The organism is Acidobacteriota bacterium (genome assembly GCA_029861955.1).
In the GTDB taxonomy this organism is placed as follows: domain Bacteria; phylum Acidobacteriota; class Polarisedimenticolia; order Polarisedimenticolales; family Polarisedimenticolaceae; genus JAOTYK01.
In genome coordinates, this window is record JAOTYK010000008.1 from 23,905 (window position 1) to 39,242 (window position 15,338).

The 15,338-nt window shown below is 63.9% G+C and carries 16 protein-coding genes; all 16 read right to left on the reverse strand.

The genetic code is table 11. From position 1 onward, the window contains the following. Positions 1-18: 18 nt before the first annotated feature. The 16 genes from radC to OES25_05240 all read right to left on the reverse strand — a co-directional run bounded on the left by radC (position 19) and on the right by OES25_05240 (position 15,338). Positions 19-711 (reverse strand): DNA repair protein RadC, encoded by a 693-nt coding sequence (gene radC / locus OES25_05165; GenBank protein ID MDH3627030.1) that lies wholly within the window; start codon positions 709-711, stop codon positions 19-21. 48 nt (positions 712-759) lie between these two features. Beyond that, on the reverse strand, positions 760-1,386 hold the full coding sequence (purN, locus tag OES25_05170; GenBank protein ID MDH3627031.1) for a phosphoribosylglycinamide formyltransferase: 627 nt from the start codon (positions 1,384-1,386) through the stop codon (positions 760-762). Continuing rightward, the gene (gene purM / locus OES25_05175) at positions 1,376-2,449 is read right to left on the reverse strand and encodes a phosphoribosylformylglycinamidine cyclo-ligase (GenBank protein MDH3627032.1); all 1,074 of its coding nucleotides are present in this window, start codon (positions 2,447-2,449) and stop codon (positions 1,376-1,378) included. Before purM ends, purN begins: the two co-directional genes overlap by 11 nt. A gap of 120 nt (positions 2,450-2,569) precedes the next feature. Further along, positions 2,570-3,955 carry an amidophosphoribosyltransferase gene (gene purF / locus OES25_05180; GenBank protein ID MDH3627033.1) on the reverse strand — a complete coding sequence of 462 codons (1,386 nt, stop codon included), beginning with the start codon at positions 3,953-3,955 and terminating at the stop codon, positions 2,570-2,572. Between the two features lie 45 nt (positions 3,956-4,000). Further along, positions 4,001-5,302, reverse strand: a complete 1,302-nt coding sequence (purB, locus tag OES25_05185) for an adenylosuccinate lyase (protein ID MDH3627034.1) — start codon at positions 5,300-5,302, stop codon at positions 4,001-4,003. After that, a complete protein-coding gene (locus OES25_05190) occupies positions 5,299-6,114 on the reverse strand; it encodes an MBL fold metallo-hydrolase (GenBank protein MDH3627035.1) in 816 nt (271 codons plus the stop codon). Before OES25_05190 ends, purB begins: the two co-directional genes overlap by 4 nt. A gap of 2 nt (positions 6,115-6,116) precedes the next feature. Next, a complete protein-coding gene (gene dut / locus OES25_05195; protein MDH3627036.1) occupies positions 6,117-6,629 on the reverse strand; it encodes a dUTP diphosphatase in 513 nt (170 codons plus the stop codon). Continuing rightward, positions 6,626-7,888 carry an insulinase family protein gene (locus tag OES25_05200; protein MDH3627037.1) on the reverse strand — a complete coding sequence of 421 codons (1,263 nt, stop codon included), beginning with the start codon at positions 7,886-7,888 and terminating at the stop codon, positions 6,626-6,628. The genes dut and OES25_05200 overlap by 4 nt, the downstream gene beginning before the upstream one ends. A gap of 96 nt (positions 7,889-7,984) precedes the next feature. Continuing rightward, the gene (locus tag OES25_05205; protein ID MDH3627038.1) at positions 7,985-9,061 is read right to left on the reverse strand and encodes a hypothetical protein; all 1,077 of its coding nucleotides are present in this window, start codon (positions 9,059-9,061) and stop codon (positions 7,985-7,987) included. Positions 9,062-9,068: 7 nt separating this feature from the next. Further along, positions 9,069-10,127 (reverse strand): PKD domain-containing protein, encoded by a 1,059-nt coding sequence (locus OES25_05210; protein MDH3627039.1) that lies wholly within the window; start codon positions 10,125-10,127, stop codon positions 9,069-9,071. Between the two features lie 27 nt (positions 10,128-10,154). Then, positions 10,155-10,559 (reverse strand): type II secretion system GspH family protein, encoded by a 405-nt coding sequence (locus OES25_05215; protein ID MDH3627040.1) that lies wholly within the window; start codon positions 10,557-10,559, stop codon positions 10,155-10,157. 11 nt (positions 10,560-10,570) lie between these two features. Next, positions 10,571-11,062, reverse strand: a complete 492-nt coding sequence (locus OES25_05220; protein MDH3627041.1) for a type II secretion system GspH family protein — start codon at positions 11,060-11,062, stop codon at positions 10,571-10,573. After that, a complete protein-coding gene (locus OES25_05225) occupies positions 11,062-13,449 on the reverse strand; it encodes a cohesin domain-containing protein (GenBank protein MDH3627042.1) in 2,388 nt (795 codons plus the stop codon). The genes OES25_05220 and OES25_05225 overlap by 1 nt, the downstream gene beginning before the upstream one ends. A gap of 10 nt (positions 13,450-13,459) precedes the next feature. Then, positions 13,460-14,026 carry a hypothetical protein gene (locus OES25_05230; protein ID MDH3627043.1) on the reverse strand — a complete coding sequence of 189 codons (567 nt, stop codon included), beginning with the start codon at positions 14,024-14,026 and terminating at the stop codon, positions 13,460-13,462. Beyond that, positions 14,026-14,655, reverse strand: a complete 630-nt coding sequence (pilO, locus tag OES25_05235) for a type 4a pilus biogenesis protein PilO (GenBank protein MDH3627044.1) — start codon at positions 14,653-14,655, stop codon at positions 14,026-14,028. The genes OES25_05230 and pilO overlap by 1 nt, the downstream gene beginning before the upstream one ends. Then, on the reverse strand, positions 14,652-15,338 hold the full coding sequence (locus OES25_05240; protein MDH3627045.1) for a hypothetical protein: 687 nt from the start codon (positions 15,336-15,338) through the stop codon (positions 14,652-14,654). Before OES25_05240 ends, pilO begins: the two co-directional genes overlap by 4 nt.

Genomic DNA, 15,338 nt, shown 5'->3' on the forward strand with positions numbered 1-15,338 from the left:
ACCGTTGCACGGGAAGCCTCAGAGGAGTCCCCGCTCCCGCAGGCTGGTGTAGCCGTCGCGGGTGACGACCAGATGATCGAACAGTTCGATACCCAGCAGTTCGGCCGCCGACGCGACGCTTCGGGTGAACTCGATATCCTCCGGCGACGGGTCCCGGCAGCCGCTCGGATGGTTGTGGGCCAGCAGGAACCCGAACGCCAGATGGACGATGGCGGGATGAAGAATCTCTCTTGGATGGGCCCGGGTGATGTTCAGACTGCCGACGGAGATCGTCTCGCGATGGATCATCCCGTTCTGGGGATCCAGGTAGAGCCCGACCAGATGCTCCTTGGTCTGCCGACCCAGCTCCCTGAGGTGTCCCCAGGCATCGGACGGGCCGCCGATCCGCGGACGCCGGGGTTCCGGTTGGTCGCCTACGAGCCGTCGTCCCAACTCCACCGTCGCCTGCAACCTTGCGGCGGGCTCCAGCGGCAGCCCCGACTCGGCGCGGAGACGGTCGAGGGGCCAGCCGCGGATGGCCTCGATGCCGTGCTCCCCGATCATGCGGGTCACCGCCTGCGCCCGCTGGACCGGTTGCACCTCAAGCGCCAGGACCAGTCCCAGCAGCTCGTCCTGGGTCAGGGCCTCGACGCCCTGCCCACGCAGCCGTTCGCACAGATGACGCGGACGACGACGCTGACGGGTCCGATCCTGTCTCCTGGCACCGTACATCGTGGACTTCTCGAATCGTCAGGAGACGGCGGAACCGGGCGATAGACGTCAGTGGGTGGCGGCCAGGATCCGCACCCGTCGTCCTTCCACACGGAGACGACCTGCGGCGAGGAGCGCCAGCGCTTCGGGATAGATGCGATGCTCCTGCTCGAGGATGCGGGCCGAGAGGGTCTCCTCGGTGTCGTCGGGCTGGATCGGGACGACGGCCTGCAGGACGATCGGTCCATGATCGCACTTTTCGTCGACGAGGTGCACGGTGCATCCTGCAAACGACGCCCCGTGGTCCAGGGCCTGGCGCTGCGCGTGCAGACCCGGGAACGCCGGCAGCAACGAAGGATGGATGTTGAGGATCCGACCACGGAAAGCTCCCACCATCCTTGGCGTCAGAAGCCGCATGTAACCGGCCAGACAGACGAGATCGACGGCGTGCTCCTTCAGGATCCGGATCAACTCTTGCTCGTGACGATCCCGGGGTTTGACCTGCTTGTGATCCACCACCGCCGTGGCGATCCCGCGGGCGGCGGCGATTTCAAGCCCACCGGCATCGGGGCGATTGGAGATGACCACCGCCGGCTGGGCGTCGATGGAACCGTCGGCCATGGCGTCGAGCAGCGCCACCATGTTGCTCCCCCTCCCGGAGAGCAGGATGCCGACACGACGCGGGCTACGCTCCATCGACATACCGCACCTGCCCGTCGCCGCGGATGACACGACCGATCGTGTGGTGTGCCTGACCGACCTGGTCGAGATGGGACTGAACCCGGGCGAGGTCGTCCGCGCCACAGATCACGACCATGCCGATACCCATATTGAAGGTGCGATACATGTCGTCCGTAGGGACGTTGCCGTGTTCCTGAATGTACCGGAAGACCGGCAACACCGGCCAACTGCCGAGCTGGATCTCAACACCAAGACCGTCGCCCAGGACCCGCGGAACGTTGTCGGTCAGCCCCCCGCCGGTGATGTGGGCCAAGCCGTGGATCCGATCGGCGTCCAGCAGCGGCGTCAACGGCTTCAGATAGCAGAGATGGGGTGCCAGCAGGATGTCGCCGACGGTCTCGTCAAGACCCGCCACGGCATCGTCGACGTCGTGTCCCGTGACGTCGAAGAAGATCTTGCGCGCCAGGGAATAACCGTTGGTGTGGAGACCCGCGGAGGGCAGACCCAGGAGAACGTCGCCCTCGCGGACCGCGCTGCCGTCGAGGATCTTCCCACGATCCGCAATGCCGACGATGAACCCCGCGACGTCATACTCCCCGTCCTTGTAGAACCCCGGCATCTCCGCGGTCTCGCCACCCAGCAGCGCGCAGCCGGCATCGCGACAACCGCCTGCGACCCCCTCGACGACCGCCGCCAACACGGCCGGCTCCAGGACACCCGTCGCCACGTAGTCCAGAAAGAACAGGGGGCGTGCACCCTGAACGAGGATGTCGTTGACGCAATGCTGAACGAGATCTCGGCCGCAGCTGTCGTGACGCCCGGTCCGAAACGCGACCTGCAGTTTGGTGCCGACGCCGTCGGCACTGGAGACCAGGACCGGCTGCTCCATGCCCGACAGGTCGGGAGAGAACAACCCACCAAAACTACCGAGATCGGATAGCACGCCGGACGTCCGTGTCGACTTGACGAACTCCTTGATGCGGCTTAGCGCCTGGTCCTGCGCATCGATATCCACACCGGAGTCCCGATAGGTCCACGCCTTGCGTGGCGTCGTCTCGTCCTGTTCAGTCTTCGACACGGGAGACTCTCCTGGCGACACCCCTCGGCGTCCCGATCCACGATAGTACGCGGCACCGCCCAGGGGATAGGGTCCGGCGCGGTCGTCGGGTTATGCCACGGTAACGGCGCGCGCAACCCATCAGCGTCGTGCCTTCTCAAACAACCTCAGCTGTTCCGCCTCGGTGGGTGGGATCGCGACGGGTTGGTCCCCGGTCCAACAGGCGGTACAGACCTCGTCCCGTCGCTCCTCCGCGGCGGTCAGCATCCCCTCCAGCGAGAGGTAGCCCAGCGAGTCGGCGCCGATATGCTGGCGGATGCCGTCCTCGTCCTTGTGGGATGCGATCAACTCTTCCGGGTGCGGTGTATCGATTCCGTAGAAGCAGGAACCCGTCGTGGGCGGACAGGAGATACGCATGTGAACCTCGCGGGCGCCGGCATCCCGACAGAGCTGGACGATCTTGCGGCTCGTCGTCCCGCGCACGATCGAGTCGTCGATCAGAACGACGCGCCTGTCCTCGAGGATCTCCGGGACCGGATTCAGTTTGATGCGAACACCGAAGTTGCGGATGTTCTGGGTTGGCTCGATGAAGGTTCGCCCGACGTAATGGTTGCGCACCAGACCCAGGTCGAACGGGATCCCCGACGCCGCCGCAAAGCCCAGAGCGGCGAACATGCCGGAGTCCGGCACGGGAACGACAACATCCGCGTCAACCGGTTGTTCGGCATACAGCTGTTCGCCGAACTTCTTTCGTGCGTGTTGCACCGATTGACCGAACAGGTCGCTGTCGGGGCGCGCAAAGTAGACATGTTCAAACAGACACGGCGCAGGACGTTCGGCCTCGAACGGGCGGAAGGAATGCATCCCCCCGACATCGAAGACCACGACCTCGCCACGTTCGATGTCGCGCACACGGGTTGCCCCGAGAAGATCGAAGGCACAGGTCTCGCTGGCCACGACCCAGGCGCCGTCCACCTTACCGATCGACAGGGGGCGCAACCCCCACGGATCGCGAACCGCGATCAGCCGTCCGGCGACCATCGTGACCATCGCGAACGCGCCACGCATCGGGCGAAGAGCCTCGACCAACGCGTCGACCACGTCCGCCGCCTGCGAGCGTGCCGTCAGGTGCAGCACCGTCTCGGTGTCGCTGGAGGTCTGGAAGATTGCACCGTCTTCCTCCAACTGCCCTCGGATCGACGCGGCGTTGACCAGGTTTCCGTTGTGAGCGATGGCGATCGGTCCACGATGATGACGCAGCAAGAGCGGCTGGGCGTTGCAGGTGTCGGAGACTCCGGACGTCGAGTAACGGACATGACCGATGGCGGCCGTGCCCGGCAGCGCCTTCAGGATCTGCTCGTCGAAGACTTCGTCGACGAGACCCATCCCCGCGTGACGGTGGAACTGTTCTCCGACGGCAGAGACCACCCCCGCAGATTCCTGACCGCGATGCTGGAGGGCGTAGAGCGAGAGGTAGGCAAGCGTCGACGCCTCTGGGTGGCCGAAGATGCCGACGATCCCACACATGCGTGAATGACTCCCGGGTCAAAAATAGATTATAGCGAACCCTGGCTATTGTTTGCCGCCAAAGGTCCTCTCGTAAATCGTGTCGACGTGCTGCAGAAACTTCTCGGGTTCGAAGCAGGCCTCGAATCGTCCGTCGGGCAGTGCCTGGAGGACCGCGTCATCGGCGGCCAAAAGCTCCCGGAACGACCCCTCCCCGGCCCAGGTCCGCATGGCGTTCCGCTGCACGATGGCAAACGCATCGTCCCGGGCCATCCCCGACTCGGTGAGCGCCAGCAGGACCGCCTGAGAGAAGACCAGCCCGCGGGTGATCTGCATATTCTGTTGCATCCGCTCGGGATAGACGTGGAGCCCGTCCAGCACCGACGTCATCCGGGACAGCATGAAATCGCAGAGCGTCGTCGAGTCCGGAACGATCACCCGCTCGACCGACGAGTGGGAGATGTCGCGCTCGTGCCACAGGGCAACATTCTCCAGGGCCGCCTGGACGTTGGAGCGGACCACCCGGGCCAACCCCGAGACGTTCTCGCAACGGATCGGGTTGCGTTTGTGGGGCATCGACGACGAGCCCTTCTGGCCGGCGCGGAATGGCTCCTCGACCTCTCGCACGTCGGACCGTTGCAGGTGGCGGATCTCGGTGGCGATCCGGTCCAGGGACGAGGCCAGGACGCCAAGCACGCCCATGTAATTAGCCAGGCGATCCCTTGCGACGACCTGGGTCGACACGGTCTCCGCCTTCAACCCCAGGCGCTCCATAACCGCCGCCTCGACCTGGGGTCCCAGGTGGGCGTAGGTCCCGACCGACCCGGAGATCTTGCCGACGGCGATCTCCTCGCGGACGGCGGTCAGCCGCTGGCGATTCCTCTGCGCCTCGGCATACCACGACGCGAACTTCAGACCCAGCGTGTAGGGCTCGGCGTGGATGCCGTGGGTCCGACCGACCATCACGGTCTGGCGATGGGCCAGGGCCTGCTTCCGCAGCACCGTCAGCATCGCTTCGATTCCGGCCAGCAATCGATCGGTGGCGCGAACGATCCGCAGGGCCTGGGCCGTATCGACCACGTCGGACGAGGTCAGGCCGTAGTGGATATGGCGGGACGCGGGCCCGACCTTCTCGGCGACGCTGGTGCAGAACGCGATGACGTCGTGACCCACGGTCGCCTCGATCTCGGCGATCCGGTCGATGTCGAAGTCGGCCTTCTCGCGGATCACCGCCATGTCTTCTTCGGGGACGATCCCCTCGAGGGTCAAGACCTCACAGACCGCAAGCTCGACGTCCAACCAACTACGGAGACGGGAGTCCTCGCTCCAGAGCGCGGCCATCTCTTTTCGTGTGTACCGATCGATCAACGTAGACTCTCCTCTTCGCGAACACCGTCATGATCCAACCACAGCGCGGGGGTCAGAGCGCGTGGCGATGCGACACGCATGCGAACCCGCGCGTACCCCCTCTCGGCCAGCACGCCGGATGCCGCCTGTCGTGCCAGTTCGGGTCGATTGTTGTTCTCGGAGAGATGGGCCAGCACCACGGCGTAACAGCGGTCATCGACCACCTCGCCCAGCAACGCCGCTGCCGCCGCGTTGGACAGGTGACCCATCCGACCGGAGACCCGTTGTTTGATCTGCCACGGATACCGTCCCTGATTCAGCAGGACCGGGTCGTAGTTCGATTCGATCATCAACAGGTGGCAGCCCAGCAGTCGCTGACGCACCAGCGTCGTGGCGTGACCCAGGTCGGTCGCCACACCCACCCGCAGACCGTCTCGCTCGAGAACGAAGCCCACCGGACGAGCCGCGTCGTGGGGAACGGGGAACGTCCTCACGTTCACGCCGGCCACACACTGGTTCCCCTCGGCCGGAAGCGACTCCCAGCGATGGAAGTGTTCCGGCGAACAGTCCATCGCCTCCAGGGTCGCCCTGGAACAGGCCACGGTCACCTGATGCTGGCGGGAAAACAGCTGAGCGCCTCGGCTGTGATCCTGATGCTCGTGAGAGAGCACGATGGCAGAGACCGACGACGGCTCGACACCGGCCTCGACGAGCCGACGGGTCATCGCACGGGCCGAGAGCCCCGCATCGACCAGCAGGGTCGCTTCGCCGAACTGGACCAGCGCGGCGTTGCCACGGGAGCCGCTGCCGAGCGGTTGGAATCGAAGCCCCACCCTCAATGATCCCCGGTGTGGCCGAAGCCGCCGGCACCCCGATCGGTCTCCGGCAGGGTCGTGACGGCCTGCCAGGTGACCCGCGGAAGCCGTTGGACCACCAACTGGGCGATCCGATCGCCCCGTCTCACGCTGAACAGCTGGTCTCCGTGGTGGATCAGGATCACCTGGATCTCGCCACGGTAATCCGCGTCGATGGTGCCGGGGGAATTCAGCAGGGTGAGTCCATGCTTCCAGGCCAGTCCGCTGCGAGGTCGCACCTGGGCCTCGTAGCCCGACGGAAGGGCGATGGCAATCCCCGTCGCGACACGATAGCGACCCCCGGGTTGCAAGGTCAGAACACCGTCGATGTTGGCCCGGAGGTCGAACCCCGCCGAGTCTCCGGTGGCCTGAGACGGTAACGGGAGATCCTCGGCCCCCGGCACCGCACGAACCTGCACGGTCGTCTTGGAGGCTGCGCCCCCGTCCGTGGACGCCAGGGTGACGTTCGATGCCTCGTGGTGATTCTGTTTCATAGTTTCAAGGCCCCCGAAAGTCGTTTGATGCTGCCGATCTTGCCGACCGCCGCGACACTCATCTCGCGGTCGGCAACAATGTGACGAGCGATATCCTGAACCTGATCCCGATCGACCGACTCTACGCCGGCCAGCGTCTCTTCCATCGTGAACTGACGTCCGTAGTAGATCTCTTGCCGGGCGACGTTGGACATCCGACTGGAGGTGGACTCCAGGGAGAGCATCAGCGATCCCTTGAGATGCTCCTTGGCCACCCTCAGTTCCTCGGCGGTGGGCCCGTTGTCGCGGAGGTCTCGCAGTTCCTCCTGCACGACCTCCAGCACCTCCGGTCCCTTTTGCGGGCTGGTGGCGGCGTAGATCGCCAGGAAGCCCGCATCGACGAAACCGTTTACGGCGGAGTAGACGCTGTAGACCAGGCCCCGTTCTTCGCGGATCCGCTGGAATAGCCGCGAGGACATGGTCCCCCCCAGCAACGTGTTGAAGACGTAGAGCGGATAGCGTCGTGTCCCCCGATCGGGAAACGCCGGTAACCCCATCAGCAGATGGAGTTGGGCCAGCTCTTTCCGCGACCGTGTCACCAGTCCCCCGTGGGGTCGTGGCAAGGCCTGGTGACGGAGCCCGCGACTGCCCCTCTCGAGATTGCCGAAGGCCCGACCGATCTTGCGGGAGAGACGTCCGTGATCGACATCTCCGGTGGCGACGATCAGCATGTTCTCGGGGCGATAGGCATTGCGGAAGAACGACATCAACTGACGCCGCGTCAGGCCGCCGACCGACTCGGCGGTTCCCTGGATCGGGCGACCCAGCACATGCCCCGGATAGAAATGGGAGGCGAACAGGTCGTAGATCAGGTCGTCGGGGGTGTCGTCGACCATCTGGATCTCTTCCAGGACGACCTTCCGTTCCCGCTCGACCTCATCGGCGTCGAAGAGCGGGTTCTGGACGATGTCCGCCAGCAGGTTGACGGCCACGTCGAGATGCTCGTCCAACACCTTGGCGTAGAAACAGGTGTATTCCTTGGAGGTGAAGGCGTCCATCTGCCCACCCACCGAGTCCATCTGCAACGCGATGTCACGGGCCGAGCGATTGCGCGTGCCCTTGAAGACCAGATGCTCGATGAAGTGGGAGATCCCGTTGACCCGTGCCGCCTCGTGGCGGCTGCCGCGACGGAGCCACACCCCGACACAGACCGAGCGCACGTGGGGGATGCTCTCCGTCAACAGGGTCAGGCCGCTGGCGAACTTTTTCCTGCGAATCATCGGGGATGTTGGACGGCGTGAGCTCCGTCGGACGGGCAACGGATGCGCGAAACAGCCGGTGCAAAAGCCGATTATAGCAGGGACTCGGCGGAGCGTTTACGGATTGTTGTTCTGCTGATTGTTGTTTTGTTGGTTGTTATTTTGCGGGTTGTCCCGGAGCTGGAGACCCTGCCCCTGACGTCGAGGGGGGCGTCGCCGATTCTCGCCGGGTGTCCCCTGGGTACCGGGCTGGTTGAAGGTGCTGCCGGTGTCGTTGCCGAACGCGTCGGTACTCCCCTGACCCGGCTGGCCAAACCCCGGGGCCGTCGTCCCACCGGGCTGGGCGCTGTTTCCGGCGCTGCCCGCGCCTCCCAGCCCGCCGAAACCCTCCCGGGCTCGTTGGACCGGTGACGCGCCGGCCACGGCGTTGGGATTGGTGTTGGTCGGGTTGCCGGCCTCCCGTTGGCCCTGCTGCCCCGGCTGTCCCTGGGGCTGGTCGATATCCAGGTAGGTGAAGGTCCACTCGCTGTATTCGGTCAGGTCTCGATAGATCCGGAACGGCGTCTTCTCGCACAGGCTGCGAACCCCGGCGATGGGCAGGCCACTCTCACCACTCCGGTTGGCGAAACTGCCGGAATTGGCCACGCCGCCCAGAGGATTGTCTCGGTTCTGGTTCATGCCGGAGTCCAGGCGGCCACCGGAACCGGGCGGCTCCGAGTCGCCTCCATTGCGATCCAGCGGTGATCGACGATCGCGGTTTCGCCCGCCACGGTCCGAGCCGAATGGGGAGCCCGAACCGCCAAGCCCCAGGTCGTCGGGGTTGCGATTGGGATCCACGATCTGCCCGTTGGGTCCGATGTAGAGCATCCCCCATTCGCCATCGGGCACCAGGGGGTCGGTCCATTGCTTCCGAAGGAAATACTGGCCCTGGGGGCCCCGCTCCATCAGCTTCTCCCAGTTGACCGGCGCGATGCCACCGTTGGCCCGTCGGTATCGCTGGATGCCGCGGACGATGTCCTGCGCCCGGAAGACCATCTCGGCTTCCATCTCCCGGTGAAGCATGTCCTCCCACGCCTGGTAGCCCACCAGCGAGAAGATCATCAGGATCGCCAGTGTGGCGACCAGACCGGCCATCAGATGACCGGCCTCTCCCGTCCGTGGCGAACCCATCGTCTTTTGGAACCGTTGCTTCAACCTGGCCTCAGGGGTTCGTCACCGTAACTCGAACCGTATCGGTGGAGGGTTGACCGCAGCCGTTGGTCACGGTGACCGTCGCGGTGTAGGTCAACGAGTTGGTGTACGTACACGTCGCCACCGGAGACTGGATCGTCGGGTCTCCGTTGCCGCAGTTCCACGAGTAGGAAGCGATCCCGGAGTCCGGGTCGCTGGATCCACTGGCGTCGAGGACGACGGAGGCCGAGCCGCCACTGAGCGTGATGATCTGATCGGTGCCCGCCGCGGCCGATGGCCCCGTCGGATCGCAGACGATCTGGTAGGCGATCGCGTCGATGTCCAGACTGAACAGCGCAGGATCCGCCGGCGAACTGTTGGGCGGGCAGACCGCCGTGGCGGCTGGATCGTCGCTGACACGTAGGATGACGGATAGATTCTGATCCGTGTTGTAGGTGCGAGAGAAGGTACTGACACCCTGCACGATCTCGTCATTGGTGTTGTTGGTGGAATCGATCTCCCACTGGTAGCAGGTGATCGGGTCGCCGTCGGAGTCGTCGGAGTCACGGCCGTCGAACAGAACCAGGGTTCCACGAACCGCCGGGCTGTCCGGGCTGACGTCGATCACGGCGAACGGGTCAGTGGACTCGAAGATCGTCTTCGTGATCATGACCGGCTGGGACGCCGCCGCCGAGCTGGCCGTGACGGTCGCCGCGGCCGGGTCGCTGCTGGTCATCGTGAGGACATCGACCGCCAGCCCGTTGTCGTCGGTCAGGATCTCCGTCGGCGGCGATCCCGTAGCGCCGGCCGAGGCGAGAACGCCGGCGGTCGTCGAGAACGTGATCTTGATGTCCTCCAGTGGGAAGCCACCCTCGTTGAGCACCAGGACGGTGATCGTCGATGTGCCCTCGGACTCGCCGGCGGTCTCGTCGATGACGATCTCGGACGGTGAGGCCGTGACGGTGAACTGGGCTGTCGCCGGCGCCAGGACTCCGTCACTATTGCAAGACAGCAGCGCCCACGACGCGCTGAACATAAGGAGTAACAGACCAACGGTTTGTAACGTTCGTTTACTTGTTTCGCGAATCATCGATCACACTCCTCGTTCACAGGGGGCTTACCAATCTGAAAAGAGCGTACCGTCCAGCGAAACGCCCGAGGCACCGCTTCGGACATCGACGATGCCCGGCTCGGTCGAGATATCCTGGTCAGAGACTTCGTTCATGATGACGTCCCAGGTGTCCGCACTCTGAGTGACGGGGTCCTGCGGGACGGCTCGCAGGTATTTGTCGTCGACCAGCGCGTGCAGGTCGTAGGGGTAGCGGCCCTTGTCGGCAAAGTAGTTGTTGATCTGGGTCCGCATGACGAAGAGGTTTTCTCTCAGCGTCGCCTCTCGTGCGCGATCGATGGCACGACCGTACTGCCCGACCGCGATGGCCGCGACGATACCGATCAGGGCCACCACTACCAACATCTCGACCAGCGTAAAGCCGGCCTGACCTTTTGCTCGCTTCTTGCTCACGACACTCACTCCTACCACTCCGAGTACGGCACATCATTCAGTCCCACCGCCTCGGAGAGGCTGTAGACGTCCATGATGTTGATGCCATCGGAAAACAGCGAACCGGGTTCGTCGCGACTCGACCGGGTACCCCACTCGTCGGACCCGGTCATCGGATCGATCGGCAACCGACGGAGGTACTTGATCTTGGTCCCGGCGGCGTCGCCGATATCGACCCCTTCGTAGAGCCATTTCAACTCTTCCGGATAGCCTTCTTCGTTGGTGGCGCTGAGGACCTGGGTCTTCAGCCCCTCGTAGCGTTCGGTATCGAACTGGAACTTATCGATGGCCTCACGTATCTCGCGCAGGTTGCGTCGTAGGACGACCTCCTTGCGACGCTTGAGCATGGTGTTGGCGACGGGAAGGGCCACGGACGCCATCACCGCGAGGACCGCCGTGACGGCGACCAGCTCCACCAGGGTGACACCCCGTTGGCCGCGCCCCCGCTGTCGCCGTTTGAACACTACTGAACCTCGACCGGAATTACGTTAAACGCCGCCGGCAACGGCTGGGCCTGAGGATCGGTCACGCTGGCGCCCAGGAAACCAAAGCCGGCGTTCCCCGGTGCGATCGCCTGGAACTGGAAGGTCCCGAGAGTGCCCGTTCCCGAGGCACCCTGGGGCGCGCCGAGTCTCGAGAGACCGACGATCACCGCCGTCCCCGAGTCTCGTGCCAGGAAGACCGTGTTGGCCCCGTCGGAGCGCATCATCGGCCCCTCGGCCGCCGAAACGAAGCGCATCACCTCCGGGTTGTAGGAGAGATGGAACGGGATCGAGCCCACGTTGCTGGCGTTGCCCACGTTGACCTGCACCACGAGGGTCGATCCGACGCCGATCGTCTGGGCGCTCGGCACCAGGTTGACCACCGCGACGGTTTGCGGTGGGTCGTCGGCCGGGTCATCGGGCTCGGTATCGGCGTCATCGTCGTTACCGTTGCGACGCCGGGAGCGCTCGGCTTCGCCGTCGTCATTCCCCGTCGTGTCATCGGTACCGTCCGCCGCGTTGTTGTCGTCCCCGGAGCGGTCCAGGCCGCGCGGATCATCGGCGTCGTCGTCGCCTGCGTTGGGGTTGCTCGCCACACCGCTGCCGGCGTCCCCGTTACCGGTGAACGGTAGGTCTCCCGCGTCCTCGGCGGCGCCGAACGGCCCCACACCCCCGGCACCGACTGCCGGACCACGGAGGACCGTCTTATCCTCGGTGCCGACCCAGAGGGTCATCAGATCCTCTTCGGTGATATCCGGGATGCGGACGATCCGCGGTGTCAGGGTCATGATGATGTCGGTCTCGGTCGACTGTTGACTGCTGTTGCTGAAGATCCGTCGGATCCCGGGAATGTCGATCAACCCCGGCACACCGGACAGCGTGTCCTGGTCGGTCGTCTGGATCAGGCCGGCGATGACGTTGGTCTCGCCATCCCGCAGCCGCAAGACCGACTGGATCTGACGGGTGCCGATGATCGGTTGACTCTGGCCCGGACCGGTCTCGACGAACGAACTGATCTGCGAGATCTCGACCTGGACCTTGAGGGTTACTTCCTTGTTGTGATGGACCCGGGGCTCGATCTGCACGGTGATACCGACGTTCTGATAGGTGAACGACGTGATCGGGACGATGTTGCCACCGACGGTCTGGGACGTGTTGAACGAGGTCGAGGGGATCGGCACGCGGTCGCCGATGAGGATCTCGGCCTGCTCGCCTTCCGCCACGCGGAGCTGCGGCTTGGCGACCGTCTTGGTCTCCGAATCGCTCTTGAGGAAGTTGAGCACGACGCTCGGGATCACACCGACCGTCCAGTTGGCGGCCTTGCCAAGCTGGTCCAGCTGATTCACGGGTAACGACTGCTGCCCATCGCCGAAGCTGAGAGAGAACGTCTTGGACGAGAGATCGATGCCGAGGGTCTTGGCCACGGTGCGATTGATCTCGAGCAGCTCCACATCGATGATCACCTCGCCCTTGGACTTGTCGTTGGCGTTGATGATCCGTTCGGCGATGGCCACCTTGGATGGCGTGTCCTTGATCGTGATGGAGTTCAGGTCCGTGTTCTCCGCGATCTGTCGGGATTGAAGAAGCGATCGCAGCAGCGTTGTCACGGTCTTCGGGTCTGCGTTACTGAGGAAGAAGGTGCGAATCACCTGGTCCTCGTACTCCTGACGCTTCTGACGAGAGTCGGGGTAGATCAACAGCGTGTGCTCGTCGATCACCTTGTAGTCGTTCTTCGTGCGCAACATCAGAATGTTGAGCGCCTTGGCGAAACTGACGTTGCCGATATCGAGAGTCAGTGGCTTGTCGTCGTCGACCTTCTCGTCGAAGATGAAATTGATTCCGGCGACCTTTCCGACGGCCTCGAAGATCTTGCGCGCCTCGGTCTCCTTGAAGTTCATCAGGATCGGGATATTGGACGTCGGATCCAACTCCGGTGGACCCAGACTCCGGCGTGCCGCGCGGGCCTTCAGCTCTTCGATCTCCGAGGGGCCGGACTTCGAAATCCGAAACTCCTTGATCGCCCGATTCAGCTCGTTGCTGGCATGCTCGTTACCGGGATTCAGCAGGAGTGTCTGCTGGTACTCGGCAATGGCCAACTCCAGCTGTCCGGCGTTGTGGAACCGTTGTCCCTTGAGGAAGTGCTGGCTCGATGACAGCAGCTTGGCCCGACCCAGGGCCACCGTGTAACGGGTGTTTCCCGGGTCCATGGCGACCGCCTTGCTGTAACCCAGTACCGCCGCATCGAGGTTCTCTCGGCGCTGGTCACGTTCCGCCTGTTCGTATGCCTTCTTGGCTGCACAGCCCGAGAGCATGAACAACAGCGCAATGACCGCCGCCAATCGAATCCATTGTCTGGATGGTCGTCCCACGAACCTCTCCCTAACGGCCCACTTGGGCCAGTTCCTTCGTCTGATCCTTGAACGTATCATCGGTATAACCCATCACCACCGCCTCGAAACCGAAATCCACCAGGCGGAATTGCTGCTGCACGACGTCACCGATCCGTGCCAGCAGGACTTCCTCGCCTTCTGAGAAGACGGCGATCTTGTTGTCCTTCGGCCCAAGATAGCCCAGGTAATCGAAGCCCATGTTGGGAGCCCGAGGGGCCCGCTTGGTCGGCGTCGGCTTGACCGTCGGCTTCGGCGGCTGTGGCGTCGGGAGTGTCTTCGCGATTTCTTGCGGTTTCGGCTTTGGCCGTGGCGGTCGTGGCGGAGGCTTCGGCACGAAGTAACGGAACAGGTTCCGTCCGTCGGGGTCGTAGTCGTCTCTCTCCGGCGACAGCTCCGCCATGTTGACGGCGGGGATCGGCTTGAGGTTCATGTCGGCGCTATCCGTGGCGCTGATCACGCCGGCGCCGACCTTGTCACGCGTCATGTAGAAGAAGCCGAAGGCCACCACGGCCAGGAGTGACAGGAGGATCTTCTCGCTCTGGGTCAGCGGCCTCATCACGCCCTCCGTGCCGCGGATTCGTCGACGCCCTGGGGCTTCCGGGTCTCTTGACGCAACGCTTCCGGGGCCTCGAAGTAGGTCGTCAGGGTGATGTTGAGGATCAACTGCTGGCTACCATCGGCACTCTCGCCCAGGGAGACCTGCTCCACCACCAGGAACTCGTCGGAGCCCTCGACGGCCTGGATGAACTTCCGCAGATTGGAGTAACCACCCGTGAGCGGGACGATCATCGCCATCCGCTCCATGGCCTGCGCTCGCATCGACTCGTTCTCGATATTGATCGAATCCCAACCGATACCGAATTCGCGACAGATCGTCTCGACCTCGGACTGAACCGCCACCGCGCGCAGGTCTCGTACCGACAACGCGTCGCGCAGCTCATGGAGATCGCGCTCGGCCTGCTCGAGGCTCTCGGAGTAGTCCTCTACCGCCTCGACCTGATTACGACGCACCTCGAGGGCCTGTCGAACCGGTCCGCTGTCATCCACCAGGGCCCGATGCTCTTCCAGTTTCGGTTGCAGCATCAGGAACCAGAATGCCAGCCCCAATGCCAACCAGATACCCACACCGATCAGGATCGGTCTAGCGCTCTGCCGGATATCGAAACGGATGCGTCGTTTGTTCATGGCGCCTCCTCCGTCTCCGTCTCGTCCGCAACCTCGGCCGCGTCACCGGCATCGCTGACCGCTTCGTCGCTTCCGTCGGGGTAGTACATGAAACGGGCGACCACCAGGTATTCGCTGGTCCCCAGATCGCTCTTGGAGATCCGTTCCATCTCGACTCGTCCGAAGTGAGGCGACTCAAATAGTTGATTCTGCATGTCGAGGACCGACGGGAAGTTCTTGGCGATGGCCTCGATGGCGACGGGAAATCCCAGATCCTCGGCGGACGTCAGTTGGGCGCGTCCGCCACGACGGGTGCGAGACCGCCCGAACTCCGGCCGGATCGTCACCATTTTCACATCGTTGGGCTGACAGGCCTCGAGCTGATTGAACAGCCCCGTCCAGGAGAACGCCTTGCGCTCGATGACATCGTTGGCCTTCCGAACCTGTCCTTCCAGGACGGCAAGATCGAAGGTCGCGATCTCCTTGCGAGCTGCGCGATCCCGTTGCTCCAATTCCTCTTCCTGCTCATCGAAGGTAGAAACATCCTGGGTCATCATCTTCAGTCGCGCGCTGTAGTCCAGGAAGGAGCGAACCTCCCAGACGGTTCCCGCCACCAGCGCCAGCACCGCGAGACCGGTCACAATCCACAACAGCGTGTTGTTGCGGTATGGCCGATGGGCCAGGTTGAGATCAAGTGGACGCAC